Origin of the sequence: Gilliamella sp. B14384G10, assembly GCF_016101685.1 — a bacterium.
Taxonomy (GTDB): domain Bacteria; phylum Pseudomonadota; class Gammaproteobacteria; order Enterobacterales; family Orbaceae; genus Gilliamella; species Gilliamella apis_A.
Genome location: NZ_JACFQA010000001.1, coordinates 44,421 through 61,004 on the forward strand (window position 1 = coordinate 44,421; position 16,584 = coordinate 61,004).

Consider the following 16,584-nt stretch of genomic DNA (forward strand, 5'->3'; position numbering starts at 1 on the left):
TGATTATTCCCTTTTAATACATTTCAATTTTTTTGATTTTGTTGATATAGATAAGCAAGCAAAGAATAACTAACGCTAAACCAATTAGACCAATAAAACCAAGCTGAGTTAACAACAGTACGAATAAGGTTACTGGCCATAATCCACATAAAATGACAGTAACAATACCAGCAGTACCTACATCGTAATTAGCCAAATGGAATACATCAGTAATAACTGGAGCAAGCCATGTTGCCATATATAAGCAGACGACCAAATAGATGGTACCGCCTAAAATTGAACGAATAATATTCCCTTTGAAAAACGGTACCATTAAACAGATGCCAAAGGCATAGAAAGCTAAATCACCAAAAGGTAGTACTTTATTACCCGGTAAAATTAAGGCTAATAATAATGAAACAGGTACCATAATTAACGCAGTTGCCATTACCGCAGGATGACCAACAGTTAACGCAGCATCCATGCCGATGTTAACTTGTTTGCCATTGAGTTTTTTACTGGTAAATTCACGAGCAGCATCAGCAACTGGAAGTAAGCCTTCCATAAACATTGCAACCATTTTCGGCATAATTTTCATGATTGCAGCAGTTGAAATCGCTAATTTACCAATTTGTGGAACATCGTAATTAGCTAAGATGCCAACAACAATACCGATGATTAAACCAATTACCACTGTATCACCGAAAATCCCAAATCGTTTGGTTAATGTTTCTGAATCAGCATTTAATTTATTTAGTCCTGGAATGCGGTCAAATATCCAATTTAATGGAATTGCAACAATTGCCCCTGATAATGCCATAAGGTGAGTAACGGCAATACCCGGGTATCCAAAGAAGGAACTAATTGGTTTTTGTAAAAGATCAGCTAAAAACCATTGCAACATTACTGCAGTGATACAACCAATAATACCAACCCAATATTCACCGGTTACTGAATAAGCCACTAAGCCGAGGAAAATTGCAAACCAGAAGTTCCAGATATCAACGTTTAACGTTCTAGTCCAACCGAGTGAAATAAATAAAAAGTTAATAATTAATGAAGCAGGAATGAGTAATAATCCCAATGTGGTTGAGAATGCTAACGGGCCACCTACTCCACAACCAATATCCATGATGCTTAATGACGTTCCATATTGCTCACCCATTTTTTGAATCGCAACACCTAACGTATCTGATAATAAACCAATAACTAAACCAAGACCGACAATACCAATACCGACGGTAATACCTGACATCATCGCTTTGGAAAAGCTAACTCTAAAAAACAAGGCAATAATAAAAATGATGATAGGTAAAAAAACGACCCCACCTAAATTTATTAGCCATTGAAAAATATTAATGACACTATCCATTTGTAACTCCTTAATAAAAATAATCCATCCTATTTAACACCAGCGCTATTTAAAATAGAGATAAATTCGTTAGTTGATTGACATTGTTCTAATAATTTTATTTGCTCCTCATTTTGAAATAAGCCGATTAAATTTTGTAAATTCTCAACTTGTTCATGTGGCTCTTTCATTGCTAACATGAAAATAAATTTGACCGGTATTTGCTCTTTATCATCGGTCATACCAGAAAAAATCACCGGATTTTTTAGTGATGCAAAACAAATTTGTGATTGATTCACTTTTGAGGAATCGGTGTGGGGAATTGCAAAACCAATCGAATTAACTAATAAACCAGTAGGGTATTGCTGTTCTCTTTCTAAAATACCTGTTAAATAATCTTGTTTAACAATGCCATGTGACAATAACATTTGTGCCATTGTGGTTAAGATCTCTTCTTTGGTTTTTGCCTCAATGTTAAATAGGCATAAATGTTGATCAAAGTACATTCTTGATTCCTCTTTGATTATCCAAAAATTGTTTAAGTTGTTTAAAATTTGTGAGATTTTTTAAGGATGAAATTACTTGTTTATTTGAAACAATTTCATAAATTTCGGTAAAAACATCATTAATGCTATTGATATTGTCTTCGGAAAGACTAACCATAATAATAATACTGACATCAATCATGCCCCATTTTATTGGTCGTTTGAGGGTCATAATTGAGATACTCGATTTAATAACAAACATTGGCGAGCCATGCGGTAAAGCAATACCGTTTTCGATTGAAGTGTCGCCGATTTCTTCTCGATATAAAACTGAGTCACGATAGTTTCTGGTCACTAAACCTTTATCTTCTAACTTACTTATCAGCAAATTAAGGCAGTCACTTTTATGTTGAATATCAACATTTAATTCAATTAAATCCGCATTGACAAATTTGGCGGTAGACGGGTAATAATTACCTTTGTCTGAAAAATCGGATTGTTTATTCAAGACATAGTTAGCGTAGGCTTGAATAATATTTTGATAGTCTTGTTTGTTCAACAAAGATGATATTTTGACCATCGGTTTATTAATATTTTTGATATCAAGAGTGGTGATGATCAAGTCGACATTACTAAGCTTAGTCGAATTCAGTTTAGCCACAGAATACACTTCAATATTATCTTTAGATGGCAAAAATTTGCGGACTTTATTTAAGATTAAATTTGATGATGAACATCCATATTGACATATAATAACGATGTTATTGGCATCAGCAGCTTTATCTAAGGCTATTTGGAAATGAATCAATAAAAATGAAATTTCATGATCATTTAAATGAATATCAAATTTACGTTCTAAGTCTGAAAGTGCATACCATAACACACTAAATAATTTCGAATATTCCTGTTTTATTTCATCTAATATTGGATTAATAATACGAATTTGCTTTTGTAACCGAGTAATCATCGGTGGAAAATGCGACAATAATGAGTGAAATAATTTGCCATCACCAGAGAGATCGACACTTTCAATATCGCCTATTTTTTTGATAATTCTACGAATAATTTGCTCATAAAAACTATCATCAACAATGACATTTTCATCAATAATACGATGAGCAAAAAACAATTTACTTAGGTATTTAATATCATTGGTGGAAAACGTCACAATAAAAGTTAACTCTAACGTTTTAGCCAGTTCAGAGGCAATCAAATAAGATTGCATATATCGGATATGATTAAATAAAAAATCACTCTCTTCAGGAATTGAATAACCTAAACACAATCTTTTTAGCTGAATGGTGATGGATATCAGTAATGAAGATAAATAATGTTCCGAAGATTGTACGACTACCGATTCAAAACGTTCAAATAATAACTGAGTTATCTGTTCAAAAGAGTTATCGCCAATAAATGATTTCATCAATTGATTGAGATAATAATCATCTTGTTTATGAATATACAAAGATAAGAAATGTTTAATCGCTCGTTGAATTTGATTTTCATTACCTTCAATACAGATTCCTTTATGAGTGACATTTAATAGAATATTTTCTTGCTCAAGAGCCCGATTGATAAATTCAATATCTTTGTGTAACGATGTTTTACTGACTAAATAATCATCCGATAATTGTTCCAATGATACTGATTCGCTTTTAAGCAAACAGCGTTTGACAATATCTAATCGACGATATTCAGGGCTTAAGCGTCGTGATTTTTGATTGAAATAGCTATGACTATTTTTTTGTTCTAAATAGCTAATAATCGGCTCAACATCCGTTTTTTCACCTACTAGCATTAGCCCTTTACGGGGAGACTTTTCGATTCGAATATCCGTATTCGGTACCGTTATTAACTGTTCATTTAGTTTTTCAATATCGTAATATACAGTTTTAGTTGAAATTGATAATTTTGAACTAAAAAAAGCAGCCGGTTTAAATTCCGATTGGCTAAAAAGTAGTTTAAGTAATTTGATTTGTCGTTCCATTACTCAACTCCTTTTTCTAATTGTTGTTGCAATACATTCATAACTTGATGATTTAAAGTATAGTTAGTTAAATAAATAAGACGATTACATTTTTTTCCAGATTAATCTGGAATAGAATGTGATCTTAATCAATGTAAAATAATGAGATTGACTGAATATCAAGCTTAAGATGGGGTATTTGTTTTAATGTAGATAACCAATAATTGGTGGATATTGAGATAGAAACTTATTCAGAACGTAACATCTTAGGCGAAATGCCAAAGCGTTTTTTAAAATAATGGGTAAAGCGAGAACCACTATCATAACCAACTGATTGAGCAATAGTTAATATTGATTTTTGGGTAGTTTGTAATAAGACCAACCCATAATTTAAACGTACATCTAAAATAATTTGTGATAAATTTTGCCCTTCTCGAGCTAAATAACGCCTTAAAGTTGATTCGCTCATTGCAAATTGATCAGCGATAACTCTTAGTTTCCATTTTTTATCAGGTTGTTGGCTAATCATTTGTCTTATCTGGTAACTGATGCTAGTGTTATTATTGGCTTTAAAAACAATGCCTATTGAGGATAACCTGATTAATAATTCTAAAAATAGATGTTTAACTAACATCAAATTCATCCTAGAAACGTTCACTGAGCTATTTATCAATTCAGATTCTATTTGTGATAAACGATTAATAAAATTATCTCTTAAATCAGTTTCGACTTTAATCTTTTTAAGGGGTTTAGGAATAATTTGTTTATTAGAAGATGCAAATTGATTTAGTAATTCATCATACCAACTAAAACATATTGCTTGGTAAGGTGTATTATTAATCGACAAATTAGTCATATTCAAAATGGTATTTGCAGGAATAGCAATAATCTGCCCTGCTTTAACACTAAGTGTTTCACCATTCCACTCAACTAATTTTTCACCACTAATAACATATACCAGTAACGGCTGACTGTTTTCAATATATTTTAACTTATGGTTACCATGTTGAGTAATATGAATAATCTGCCCGATTAATTTAAAATCCAATTTAGTCTAACCTATTAATTATTGCCTAACGAGTGTAATGATAAGTGATACTTGTTTTGGCTATTTGATGTGCATTTGCAATAAATCCTATCATCGCGGGTGTTGTTTGATCAGTCACATCAATACGGTCAATATCAAGAGCATAAAGTGTAAACTGATAACGGTGATTGCTGTTTTCCGGTGGGCATGGACCACCATAATTAATCGTACCATAGTCATTGCGAATTAATTGACTACCTTTAGGTAATAATTTAGGTTGATTACCAGCTGATTCAATAATAAGTTGGCTTTGCACAGGAATATTTACCACCTGCCAATGCCACCAACCGGATCCCGTCGGTGCATCAGGATCATACATGGTCAATACTAAACTTTTAGCATTATTTGGAACATTCTGCCATTCAATTTGCGGTGAGATGTTATCGCCAGTACAACCAAATTGATTGGAAATAAATTTACTAGTAAATCCATCTTTAGCTAATTCTGGAATGATTAATTTTAATTGATCGGCTAAACAATTAAAAGGTACAAGCATCGCCAAGCTTAATAATAATGGTTTAAAGTGTTTTGCTATAAACATGTTGTTTCCTTTTTTATTAACGTATGAATGTTTAACAATAAACCATTATTAACTAACAATCAGTACACTATCAGCCAATTTAGGTACAAATTAGCTTAACTTTATTTTTTCGTTGCTAATACCCTTTCCACCGTATCAACGATAGCTTGAGTTTGTGAGTCAATTTCAATATTTACTTCATCACCAATTTTTTTACTATCTAGAGAGGTAATCGCTAATGTTTCAGGAATTAGATGGATATTAAATTGATTATCTTTTACTTCTCCTACCGTTAAACTTGCACCATCTATACCAATAAAACCTTTATATAAAACATATTTCATAAATTTTTCTGGCATGGCTAACGTCATTTGACAGTTAGTTGCTGTTTTTTGGATGTCAATAATGGTGGCTCGGCAAGATACATGACCTGACATTACATGACCACCAATTTCATCACCATATTTTGCACTTCGTTCAATATTTACCAAATCATTTAACTTTTTACTACCGAGAGTTGTTAAGGCTAACGTTTCTTGCATAATATCAAAAGTAACCCAATCATCTTTAAAATCGGTCACGGTTAAACAACATCCGTCGTTAGCAATGGATGCACCAATTTCGATATTCGGTGTTAATTTTGCTGGTAATTTTACCTTATAAGTACGTAATTTTTCTTGATCGATGATATCAATAATTTGACCAACACCTTGAACGATTCCTGTAAACATTATTTTAACCTTTATAATTCATCATTATTATCAGCTATTTTAACGCAAACCAATAAAAAATAATAATGATTACAATCAAATGATTTTGGTTAGCCTAACTAATAAATGAAATAATTTACTCAGCAAAAAGATACACATTTTATTAGTCTACTGATATGATCATGTTTAATTAATGATTTAAAGGTTTACCATTTATGTTAAAACTTATTTTAGCAATTTCGGTCGGTTCAGTTGCTGGTGGTTTATTACGCTGGTTTTTATCGTTAAAGTTAAATGTGATTGCTTTTACTATTCCGTTAGGGACATTAGTTGCTAATTTAATTGCTGGTTATATTATTGGTTTCGCCATTGCCTTTTTTAATCACTCTACCCTATCTTCTGAATGGAGATTGTTAATAATTACTGGTTTTTGTGGTGGATTATCGACTTTCTCCACCTTTTCAGCTGAGATTGTCAATTTTCTTCAAGAAGGACGTATTGGTTGGGGATTAACTACCATCGCTATTCATGTTGCAGGTTCAGTATTAATGACGTTTTTAGGGATTTTGACCTATCAATATTTTCGTTCATGAAGATATATTACACTATAATAATATAAAAAATGAGCAAAACGGTATTTACAACCTCAAAATACTGTATTAATATACACTGTGCAAATAAACAGTGTAGAGGTTATTATGCTTATTGAACATTCATCACCACAACTTATGGCTATCAATTTTGAAACACCTTTTCAACAAGTGTTGCAACAGCAGAGACCTTTATTACGTTCGTTCAATAAAGAAAAGAAATGGCAATTATGGCTATCAGATCGTCCAATGTTAAAACGTTCATGGCTGAATATTGCTGGGCTTGATAAACAAAAAGTCGTACATTTAGCTAACCTAACTAATAATAATTTAGTCTCGACTATTGAAAAGGCATTACAAAGTAAAACCTGTAGTTATGTGGTTGCTTGTATTAACGATCTTAATGAGCAAGATAAACAACGTATAGAACAAGCCGTTTTAACCAGCGATACTTGTTTATTCTTAGTTCACGATGAGCAAAGTCAGCAATCTGTTCAATACCACTAATTTGAAAATTAACCTTTCAAATATAAAAGTATTTGGCATACAATTTAATTATTTTCTTTACTAACTTCAATTATCATAAAAAGACACTATCTAATCTAGCAGTGTCTTTTTTATTTATTATCCGATCATTAATGTTAAATCACCTGATAAACTAAATTGTTTACTACTGTGAAAGAATAAGCGAGCTTTTAAAAAGTTTATTAAATGTTGGATTAAGTTTTTAATCACTTTTTTAACAAACGAATAACATTAAAACCATCAAAAGGTTGGCAAACTAATATTGGTTTTTATTTAAGAAAATAATGGTAAATTGCGCTACAAGACTTTAAAGTTTCTAATGAATTGAATGCTGTTATTAAAAATATTTTTAAACTTACCTAATAAGACACTGTATTTATTATTCTAATTAAGATTAAAATTGATAATAGGTTAAATATTGTTATCGAAAAGAGGGAATTTAAGATTACTCTGTATTAGACTTATTTATACTTAATGCATAAATTAAACTAGCGTATCATAACTTACTGTATTTTAAATATAAGTTATAATTTTAGTTAAAACTATTGCTAAAATGTAATTAAAAAATTTTAACCGAATTTAGAACAATCAAGATTCAGTATTCGATTCATCTTGCACTTCTTGTTTAGCTTGATTAATGATAGCTTTAACAATCCATTGTGAAAGATCTATTACTTGCTCACTGTCAAAGTTCCAAATATCTTTTAACACCATGAATATTTCAGAACCATATATGATTGAAATTGAGTAGATAACTTTATCAAAAAGCTCATCAGATAATTGTGCTTTGAGTGGCTGTAATAAATTGGTAAGAATTTCCTTACGATTACCTCGCACAAGTTTTTTAGTCTTTTCAGTTAATTGTGACCGTTCATCTGCCCATTGTTTTAAAGAGAGGCTTAAAGCTGCGCGTAATGTTCCTTCATGTTTTAACATTTGTGGCAAAGCAAAAGCTAAAAAATCATTTATCCGATCTTCGACATTTTCTTTATCTGATTGCCATAAGAATATTGGACTAAGTGATTGTTCAACAGCCGCTGATATTAAATCGGTTTTAGTCGGAAAATAGCGATAAGCAGTAGCTCTAGAAATACCTGTTCTATCTGATAATTCAGTGATAGATATCTCTTTACCCTGCTCTAAAGCCTCAATCGCAGTTTCGATAAGACGATCGTAAGTTCTTTTTTTGGCTCCAGAATATTTCTTAGAAATCATTAAGCTATCTATATTCATATTTTTATTTATTGCCAATTAGTAAACTTTTGTAAATTATACAACTTTTTTTAACATAACTATAATATTAAAAAAATTTTTAAAAAAATTTAAAAAAAATGAGACTAATGTCTCATTTTTAGCTTATAATCGTCAAAGTAGTAATCGCTGATAGTTGAGTAAGAAGTATCGAGTTCTATTTTATCTGTTAAGGAGAAATAAATGGCATCGCATAATATGGTTTACTTGGTCGCGACACTAGACACAAAAGGAGAAGAGATTGTTTACGTCAAACATTTACTTAGTAAAAGAAATGTTGAAAGTAAAATCGTTGATATCTCCACTAAGCAACCACATTCTTTTAATCACATTGCTGATATTAGTGCTAGCACTGTTGCTAAATATCATCCCGAGGGTGAAAAAGCTGTTTTTGTCACCGATAGAGGAAAGGCTATCGTTGCAATGGCTAATGCATTTAAACAATTTTTAATAGCGCAAAATGATGTTGACGCTATACTCGGTTTAGGTGGCTCGGGTGGTACCGCATTAATCACTCCAGCTATGCAAGCACTACCTATTGGCATACCAAAGTTGATGGTTTCAACTATGGCTTCAGGTGATATATCAGGATATATCGGTGCAAGTGATATTGCCATGCTCTATTCCGTTACAGATATTGCTGGCGTAAATGTTATTTCAAGAAAAGTACTCGCCAATGCAGCTAATTCTATCGCAGGTTCAGTGTTATTTAAAACGCAAGAACAAGTTGAAGATAAGCCAGCAATTGGATTAACTATGTTCGGTGTTACTACCCCGTGTGTTCAATCACTTTCAGCAAAATTAAATGATAAATACGATTGCTTAGTTTTTCATGCAACGGGTAGTGGCGGTAAGGCAATGGAAAAATTAGCTGATAGCCATTTATTAAAAGGTGTACTTGATATTACGACCACTGAAGTTTGTGATCATCTATTTGATGGAGTACTTGCTTGTGATGAAGATCGATTTGAAGCCATTGCAAGAAGTCAAGTTCCATATATTGGATCATGTGGTGCCCTTGATATGGTTAATTTCGGTAGCCCAGATACTATTCCAGAAAAATATCGTGATCGTCTGTTTTATCCTCATAATCCACAAGTTACTTTAATGCGAACCACGCCAGAAGAGAATAAAATCATGGCAAATTGGATCGCTACTAAACTAAATAAATGTCAAGGTGAAGTCGTTTTTATTATTCCTGAAAGTGGTTTTTCTGCACTTGATATTGAAAATGGGGATTTTTGGTCACCGCAAGCGGATCAAGCTTTCATAGATGAGTTTGAAAAAGTCTTTATTCAAACTGAAAAACGACGGTTAATAAAAACCTCGCATCATATTAATTCACCAGAATTTTGTAATTTAGTTATTAACGAATTTAAAAATATAATTAAATAATGGAGAAAATTATGAGTAGTAAACGTGCTCAATTATTAAAAAAATTCCATGATATGATTGCTAAAGGTCAACCTATCATCGGTGGAGGAGCTGGTACAGGATTATCGGCGAAATGCGAAGAAGCTGGTGGTATTGATCTGATTGTAATTTACAATTCTGGTCGTTATCGTATGGCGGGTCGCGGATCGCTAGCTGGCTTATTAGCTTATGGCAATGCCAATGAAATTGTTATGGATATGGCAAAAGAAGTATTACCGGTTGTAAAACATACTCCTGTTTTAGCTGGTGTAAATGGCACCGATCCTTTCTGCCAATTTGATCAGTTTTTAGATCAAATTAAAGCTACCGGTTTTGCTGGCGTACAAAACTTCCCTACTGTCGGTTTAATTGATGGTAATTTTAGAGCTAATCTTGAAGAAACAGGTATGGGCTATGCGTTAGAAGTTGAGATGATTCGCAAAGCACATGAAAAAGATCTGTTAACTACACCATATGTATTTAGTGAGCAAGATGCTATTGATATGACCAAAGCTGGAGCGGATATTTTAGTTCCACATATGGGCTTAACCACCGGTGGTAGTATTGGCGCACAAACCGCATTAAAACTTGCGGATTGTGTACCTTTAATCAATCAATGGGCTAAAGCAGCTAAAGCAATTCGTCCAGATATTATTATACTTTGCCATGGCGGACCTATTTCATCCCCTGAAGATGCAGAATATATTTTACAAAATTGTCCTGATTGTAATGGTTTTTACGGCGCAAGTTCAATGGAACGTTTGCCTACAGAAACAGCATTAACTCAGACAACAGAAAGATTTAAGTCTATTCGACACCAACAATAAGTAAGCAATAACGGTGCGACGACTCGTCGCACTGCTATTTTTTCTATTCACAAACATAAGCAAATTATACTTATATCATCTTAATTTTCAGTTATAAAAATTGATGATAATTGTCTATTACTTTACTATTGATTGTTAACTGTGAGACAATCTTAATTGCAGTATCCTATGTTTTAAAAGAGTAATAACGTTTTTAAGAAATCTTTATGAGTTTCATTATTGTTATTTTGCTAACTTAATATAGGAAACCAAAATGAAAGAATATCAAACTGATGTAGCTGCATTTGTATTACGAATTGCTTTAGGTATGATGTTTTTAGCCCATGGTTTTACCAAACTACTTGTTCTAACCCCTGAAGGTACCGCCGAGTATTTTCATACTCTTGGCTTTCCTAGCTTTTTTTCTTATATCGTTATCGTTTTTGAAATTGGTGGTGGCGCACTATTGTTACTCGGTATTTTAACCCGTGCAGTAGCGCTAATTGCTTTTTTTCAACTAGCAATAATAACCATTGTACATTGGACTAATGGTTGGTCATTTACCAATCCTGGTGGAGGTTGGGAATATCCAGCTTTTATGTCACTAACTGCTTTTAGTTTGGCATTATTAGGGACAGGTCGATTTAGTGTTTTAGCAGGTAAAAAATATCCACAAACGATTCAACAATAAGATGCTAAGTATTTAGGAAAGGTTGAGACAAATATTTATTACCTTTCCTAAAACTTGAAAAGTATAAATTAGTTATTAATTTCAATTACTAAAAGATCACCCTGATCTTTTAAGAAATATTCCTCATCTTGAGGCGCTCGTAATGACATCATACGATTATCACCCATTTCCATGGTATCGCCAGGATTCATTGTCGCTTGACTTTGTCGCAAATAGTTTAAAATGTTACTAAACATGTCAAAATAATATTCACTTTCCTCATAACTATTGGCTAATGCAGCAAAATTAGGTAAACCAAATTTATTAGCACCATAAGTGCGCATCCAAATCCCTTTAATATTTTCTATTTCATATTTAACAAAACCACAAAACAACAAAGGTAAACACTCCCCTAAAGTGGTTAAACCATCTTTTTCCGAAGCTAGTGAATTAATAAAGTTAACTGGTAATGAAGTATGGGCATCCTCATTAATTACTGCTAACGCATTAAATTGTTCAAAGCATACCGCTAAACGAGTTAAAGCTAAGTATTGCTCTAATACATTTTGTTCATAGCCGACATAATATAATAATAAATGACTATCACTTTCATAAACTTGTTGTTTTATTTCTTGACTATAACTTGCTGGTGCAACACATGTTTCTAATACAGCTTTAGGATAAGGAGCATTAAGACCAAATACTCTAATAACATGTTTACCCCAACTTACTAAAATACACATACCTTCTTCAAGTTGTCCGAACGGAGTTTCATATCGAATATCTTTTATGGTCGGATCAATCGATTTAAGTTTTGCTAATAATTCATCGTTATTAATATTAAGCGCACCGCTAAATACAATACTTACGCTAATGGCATTTTCAATATCAGGATTTGGGACAATCGAATTATCCATCTGTTTTGATTCTGTTTTTTTAGCAAAAAAACGAGAAAATATACCCATTTCATATTCCTTATGACAACTATTTTAAATTAAATCAAATTTTGTGCATTTTATAGTAATTGACGCTATAAAACTTAAACAATAATATCCACTTACATATATTAAGTAAATATTTTATTTATCAATTTTCACCATTGTAAATTTTTTAATTCAATAATTAAAAAGTCAATCAAACATCGAGTTCTAAGTGGTAATAATTTGCGACTTGGGTAAATAGCATAAATATTTAAATCCTATTAATTAATAAATATTAAAACATCGATGATTTAATCAAATATTAATAATGGTTTATTGTTTCTATAGGGGGTGCCGATTAGTTTTTATTGCTTCTAGCCAATCATTAAATTCAAATAAATTTGCTATATTTAAATCATTTGCATCTAGTATGGGCCATGATAATCCAATGTATCCGTACAAATACAAATATTAACGAAAATGTATAAATACCATAAAAAATTGGTACCATGAAAAACCCAAAAAAATATAACTATTAATATGATTAACAGGATGAGCCATATAAAATCCAATTTATAAAACTAGCTATAACAAAATTCCTTTCAGTTAGGATTATCACGGATAAATATTTATGTCAAAAAATGAGGATTTTTTATTAATCCTCAAAAATTAAGAAAAAGTATTTTAACTTATTAATTTGTTTCAATGAATGATTCAATATTCATTACTGTTGCAAATCGCATCAATGCCGACATAAAGCTATTATGAACATCTGACGATGAAATAATATTACCGTTAAATTCAAGATCACGGGTAGTACAAGCATCATGAATTAAAATTGGTTGGTAATTGAGCTCATATGCACAACGAGTTGTAGAATCAACACACATATGACTCATCATGCCACAAATGACCAGCTGGGTTATTTCTGCTTGCTTTAACTTCTGCTGTAATTGTGTTTGATAAAAACTATTCGGATAAGCCTTTTCAATCACAAATTCATTATATTCTTGAATAGGAATCAATTTAGGATGTAACTGACAACCATAACTATTTTTAACGAAGAAAACAGAATTAGCATCTTGGTTAACGTGCTGGATATAAATAATCGGTAATTGCTTTTGGCGGAAATAATTTTGTAGCTTTAAGGTACATTGCAATGTCTGTTCGGTATTGTTTAATGGGTATTTTCCATTGGGAAAATAATCATTTTGTACATCAATAATCATCAATGCTTGAGTCATTTTGCTCTCCTTTGTAATGTTTTGTGTTATTATTTTGAAATAATCAACCTCTAAATGACATAGCAAATTGAAGTAATAAACCTCAGTCAGCTTTCAAATTGAAAATATGGATAAAAAAGATCACGCTATCTTAAATGAATTAAGACAAAACAGTCGTCAATCCTGGCGCGAGATCGGCGAGAAGGTATTCTTATCAAGTCAAGCTGTGGGGCAACGTGTACAAGAGTTGCTAAATAATCATATTATAGAACAGTTCACAATTAAAGAACCAAAACATCAATTACAATTTATCACTATATACATGAACTCAAATCAATTTGAATCTTTTGAAAAATTAGTAAAATCTGTTAATGAAATTTCTGAGTTTTATAAAATTACTGGTGACGGTTGTTATATGATTGTTAGCTGTTTTGAAAATGATGCATTGGATGCTTTCTTAACAAAAATCTCGATTTTTGGCCGATATAAGGTCTGCCATCAATTAAAACAAATTTTATAAATTTACCTATTTTTACTATTCAAACATGACAAAAATGAACAAAACAGATAATTAAAAAATTTCAATTTTTATATTTTTTTTATAAATCGACAAAAATAAGTTGCTAGATAGTCATTTGTGTTATATGTTGTACAACAGTTAAATTTAAAGGTTTTATTTTATGAATTGTTTTTGTGTTTTCGTTACTAAACATCATCATCACCATCATTCCTGAATAGTCTTCGGGCGATTGGTGCTGGAAGACAAAAGGTCTTCCGGTGATATCGCAAAAGCATTTAGAAAACCCTCGGAAGATCAGTCTTCCGAGGGTTTTTTATTTGTGGTTTATAAATTTATTTAAACAAGTTGGAGAATAATATGTTGGATAATTCACGTTTACGTATAGCAATGCAAAAATCGGGACGTTTAAGCGATGAGTCGAAAAAATTATTGGCGCAATGTGGCATAAAAATCAATTTGCAAGAACAACGCTTAATTGCTTTTGCTGAAAATATGCCAATTGATATTTTACGCGTTCGAGATGACGATATTCCTGGACTAGTTATTGATGGTGTTGTCGATATTGGTATTGTCGGTGAGAATGTGTTAGAAGAAGAAGTTCTTGATAGACAAGCCGAAGGTGAAAATCCACAATATAAAACCTTGCGTCGCCTTGATTTTGGTGGCTGCCGCTTATCAATTGCTGCTCCTCGTGATTTTGTTTATAGTGGCCCAGAATGTTTAAATAATTTACGTATTGCAACCACATATCCTCACCTACTCCGCCGTTATCTTTCACAATATAATGTGAATTTCAAAACCTGTTTACTTAATGGCTCTGTTGAAGTTGCACCACGAGCAGGGCTTGCTGATGTAATTTGTGATTTAGTATCTAGTGGGGCCACACTTGAAGCTAATGGTCTACAAGAAATTGAAGTTATTTATAAATCGAAGGCTTGTTTAATTCAACGAGAAGGTGAAATGTCACCAACGAAACAAGCATTAATCGACAAAGTGATGACGCGTATTCAAGGGGTAATTCAAGCTCGTGAATCCAAATACATTATGTTACACGCTCCAACAGCCGTTTTAGATCAAGTTGTATCATTATTACCTGGCGCAGAAAACCCAACCATTTTACCATTAACGGGTGAACAAAATCGGGTAGCTCTACATATGGTGAGTACTGAATCATTATTCTGGGAAACCATGGAAAAATTGAAAGATTTAGGCGCAAGCTCAATCCTTGTATTACCAATTGAAAAAATGATGGAGTAATTAAATGAAACTATCATATTGGCAACAATGTTCTAAAGAAAAACAAGCAGAATTACTGACTCGTCCTGCTATAGCTGCTTCTGATTCTATTAGTCACGCGGTTAAAGATATTTTAACGCAAGTAAAACAAAATGGTGATGAAGCCCTAAAAGAATTAAGTAATAAATTTGATAAAGTACAAATTAAGCAAATCAAATTAACAGAAGATGAAATAAAAACTGCGACTAGCCGTGTTAAACCAGAATTAAAACAGGCGATGCAATTAGCCGTAAGTAACATCGAAAAATTCCACCAAGCACAAGTTAGACAAACTATAACAGTGGAAACGATGCCGGGCATCAAATGTCAGTCAGTAACCAGACCAATTGATTCGGTAGGACTGTATATACCAGGAGGTTCGGCACCTTTATTGTCTACCGTATTGATGCTAGCAATACCAGCTAAAATTGCCGGTTGCCGTAAAGTAATTTTATGTTCACCACCACCTATTGCCGATGAAATTTTATATGCAGCAGAACTATGTGGAGTGAGCGAAATTTATCAGCTAGGTGGTGCGCAAGCAATTGCTGCAATGGCATTAGGTACTGCATCAGTACCAAAAGTTGATAAAATATTTGGCCCAGGTAATGCCTATGTGACCGAAGCTAAGCGTCAAGTTAGTCAAAGACTAGATGGTGCAGCTATAGATATGCCAGCTGGACCTTCAGAAGTATTGGTGATTGCTGACAGTTTTGCTAATCCAGCATTTATTGCCGCTGATCTACTTTCTCAAGCTGAACATGGTCCAGACTCTCAAGTAGTACTACTAACACCCGATGAAAAAATTGCTCAAGCAGTTTCAATTGAAGTAGATAAACAACTAGCACAACTGTCACGCCAAGAGATCGCAGAAAAAGCTTTACAAGAAAGCCGACTTATTGTTACTAAAGATTTAGAAGAATGTGTGAGTATTAGTAATCGCTATGGACCGGAACATTTAATTATTCAAACGCAAAATGCTGATGAATTAGTTGATAAAATTAATAGCGCTGGCTCGATATTTTTAGGTTATTGGTCACCGGAATCAGCAGGTGACTATGCATCGGGTACTAATCATGTTTTACCTACTTATGGTTATACAGCTACTTATTCAAGCCTTGGTTTAGCTGATTTTCAAAAACGTATGACAGTACAAAAATTGACTGCTGAAGGTTTGCAAGCAATCGGTAATGCTGTTGAGCTAATGGCTCAAGCTGAGCAACTTACCGCCCATAAAAATGCCGTAACTATTCGTTTAGCTAAACTTAACTCAGATTCTGAAAAATAGGTGAA

General features: G+C 32.6%; 17 protein-coding genes and 1 other annotated feature. Of the genes, 8 read left to right on the forward strand and 9 right to left on the reverse strand.

Features of this window, described 5'->3' with window-relative positions:
- Nucleotides 1–13: 13 nt before the first annotated feature.
- The 6 genes from H3T54_RS00235 to H3T54_RS00260 all read right to left on the reverse strand — a co-directional run bounded on the left by H3T54_RS00235 (nt 14) and on the right by H3T54_RS00260 (nt 6,119).
- On the reverse strand, nt 14–1,351 hold the full coding sequence (locus tag H3T54_RS00235; protein WP_086364285.1) for a PTS galactitol transporter subunit IIC: 1,338 nt from the start codon (nt 1,349–1,351) through the stop codon (nt 14–16).
- Between the two features lie 29 nt (nt 1,352–1,380).
- Nucleotides 1,381–1,836, reverse strand: a complete 456-nt coding sequence (locus H3T54_RS00240) for a PTS sugar transporter subunit IIA (protein WP_086364284.1) — start codon at nt 1,834–1,836, stop codon at nt 1,381–1,383.
- Nucleotides 1,826–3,802 carry a transcription antiterminator gene (locus tag H3T54_RS00245; RefSeq protein ID WP_198220327.1) on the reverse strand — a complete coding sequence of 659 codons (1,977 nt, stop codon included), beginning with the start codon at nt 3,800–3,802 and terminating at the stop codon, nt 1,826–1,828. Before H3T54_RS00245 ends, H3T54_RS00240 begins: the two co-directional genes overlap by 11 nt.
- Before the next feature lie 226 nt (nt 3,803–4,028).
- Complete coding sequence (locus H3T54_RS00250) at nt 4,029–4,829, reverse strand: AraC family transcriptional regulator (protein WP_198220328.1); 801 nt, start codon at nt 4,827–4,829, stop codon at nt 4,029–4,031.
- Nucleotides 4,830–4,854: 25 nt separating this feature from the next.
- Nucleotides 4,855–5,409 (reverse strand): YbhB/YbcL family Raf kinase inhibitor-like protein, encoded by a 555-nt coding sequence (locus H3T54_RS00255; RefSeq protein ID WP_198220329.1) that lies wholly within the window; start codon nt 5,407–5,409, stop codon nt 4,855–4,857.
- 101 nt (nt 5,410–5,510) lie between these two features.
- Complete coding sequence (locus H3T54_RS00260) at nt 5,511–6,119, reverse strand: riboflavin synthase subunit alpha (protein WP_198220330.1); 609 nt, start codon at nt 6,117–6,119, stop codon at nt 5,511–5,513.
- 194 nt (nt 6,120–6,313) lie between these two features.
- Between H3T54_RS00260 and crcB the strand changes: the two genes are divergently transcribed.
- Entirely contained in the window at nt 6,314–6,691 is a 378-nt protein-coding gene (gene crcB / locus H3T54_RS00265; RefSeq protein ID WP_086357986.1) for a fluoride efflux transporter CrcB, read from the forward strand.
- 105 nt (nt 6,692–6,796) lie between these two features.
- The gene (locus tag H3T54_RS00270; protein WP_110447774.1) at nt 6,797–7,195 is read left to right on the forward strand and encodes a cell division inhibitor SulA; all 399 of its coding nucleotides are present in this window, start codon (nt 6,797–6,799) and stop codon (nt 7,193–7,195) included.
- A gap of 606 nt (nt 7,196–7,801) precedes the next feature.
- Here H3T54_RS00270 and H3T54_RS00275 read toward each other — a convergent pair.
- Nucleotides 7,802–8,428, reverse strand: a complete 627-nt coding sequence (locus H3T54_RS00275) for a TetR/AcrR family transcriptional regulator (RefSeq protein ID WP_198220331.1) — start codon at nt 8,426–8,428, stop codon at nt 7,802–7,804.
- Nucleotides 8,429–8,647: 219 nt separating this feature from the next.
- Here H3T54_RS00275 and H3T54_RS00280 point away from each other — a divergent pair, with 219 nt between their 5' ends.
- The 3 genes from H3T54_RS00280 (at nt 8,648) to H3T54_RS00290 (ending at nt 11,374) form a co-directional block, all read left to right on the forward strand.
- The gene (locus H3T54_RS00280) at nt 8,648–9,859 is read left to right on the forward strand and encodes a Tm-1-like ATP-binding domain-containing protein (RefSeq protein WP_198220332.1); all 1,212 of its coding nucleotides are present in this window, start codon (nt 8,648–8,650) and stop codon (nt 9,857–9,859) included.
- 11 nt (nt 9,860–9,870) lie between these two features.
- Nucleotides 9,871–10,704 carry a phosphoenolpyruvate hydrolase family protein gene (locus tag H3T54_RS00285; protein WP_086364579.1) on the forward strand — a complete coding sequence of 278 codons (834 nt, stop codon included), beginning with the start codon at nt 9,871–9,873 and terminating at the stop codon, nt 10,702–10,704.
- Between the two features lie 253 nt (nt 10,705–10,957).
- Nucleotides 10,958–11,374 carry a DoxX family protein gene (locus H3T54_RS00290; RefSeq protein WP_110447771.1) on the forward strand — a complete coding sequence of 139 codons (417 nt, stop codon included), beginning with the start codon at nt 10,958–10,960 and terminating at the stop codon, nt 11,372–11,374.
- A gap of 68 nt (nt 11,375–11,442) precedes the next feature.
- Here H3T54_RS00290 and H3T54_RS00295 read toward each other — a convergent pair whose 3' ends face one another.
- Together H3T54_RS00295 and H3T54_RS00300 are read right to left on the reverse strand one after the other, a co-directional pair.
- The gene (locus H3T54_RS00295; protein ID WP_198220333.1) at nt 11,443–12,318 is read right to left on the reverse strand and encodes a DUF4261 domain-containing protein; all 876 of its coding nucleotides are present in this window, start codon (nt 12,316–12,318) and stop codon (nt 11,443–11,445) included.
- Nucleotides 12,319–12,965: 647 nt separating this feature from the next.
- Entirely contained in the window at nt 12,966–13,517 is a 552-nt protein-coding gene (locus H3T54_RS00300; RefSeq protein WP_198220334.1) for a cysteine hydrolase family protein, read from the reverse strand.
- Between the two features lie 106 nt (nt 13,518–13,623).
- On the opposite strand from H3T54_RS00300, the gene H3T54_RS00305 reads away from it, so the two are divergent.
- From H3T54_RS00305 to hisD, 3 genes are all read left to right on the forward strand, one after another.
- Nucleotides 13,624–14,016: an Lrp/AsnC family transcriptional regulator gene (locus H3T54_RS00305; RefSeq protein WP_198220335.1), complete on the forward strand. Its 393-nt coding sequence runs from the start codon at nt 13,624–13,626 to the stop codon at nt 14,014–14,016.
- Nucleotides 14,017–14,208: 192 nt separating this feature from the next.
- Nucleotides 14,209–14,334, forward strand: a sequence feature (His leader region).
- Between the two features lie 39 nt (nt 14,335–14,373).
- On the forward strand, nt 14,374–15,273 hold the full coding sequence (gene hisG, locus H3T54_RS00310) for an ATP phosphoribosyltransferase (RefSeq protein WP_198200029.1): 900 nt from the start codon (nt 14,374–14,376) through the stop codon (nt 15,271–15,273).
- Nucleotides 15,274–15,277: 4 nt separating this feature from the next.
- Nucleotides 15,278–16,579: a histidinol dehydrogenase gene (hisD, locus tag H3T54_RS00315; protein WP_198220336.1), complete on the forward strand. Its 1,302-nt coding sequence runs from the start codon at nt 15,278–15,280 to the stop codon at nt 16,577–16,579.
- The last annotated feature ends 5 nt before the right edge of the window (nt 16,580–16,584 follow it).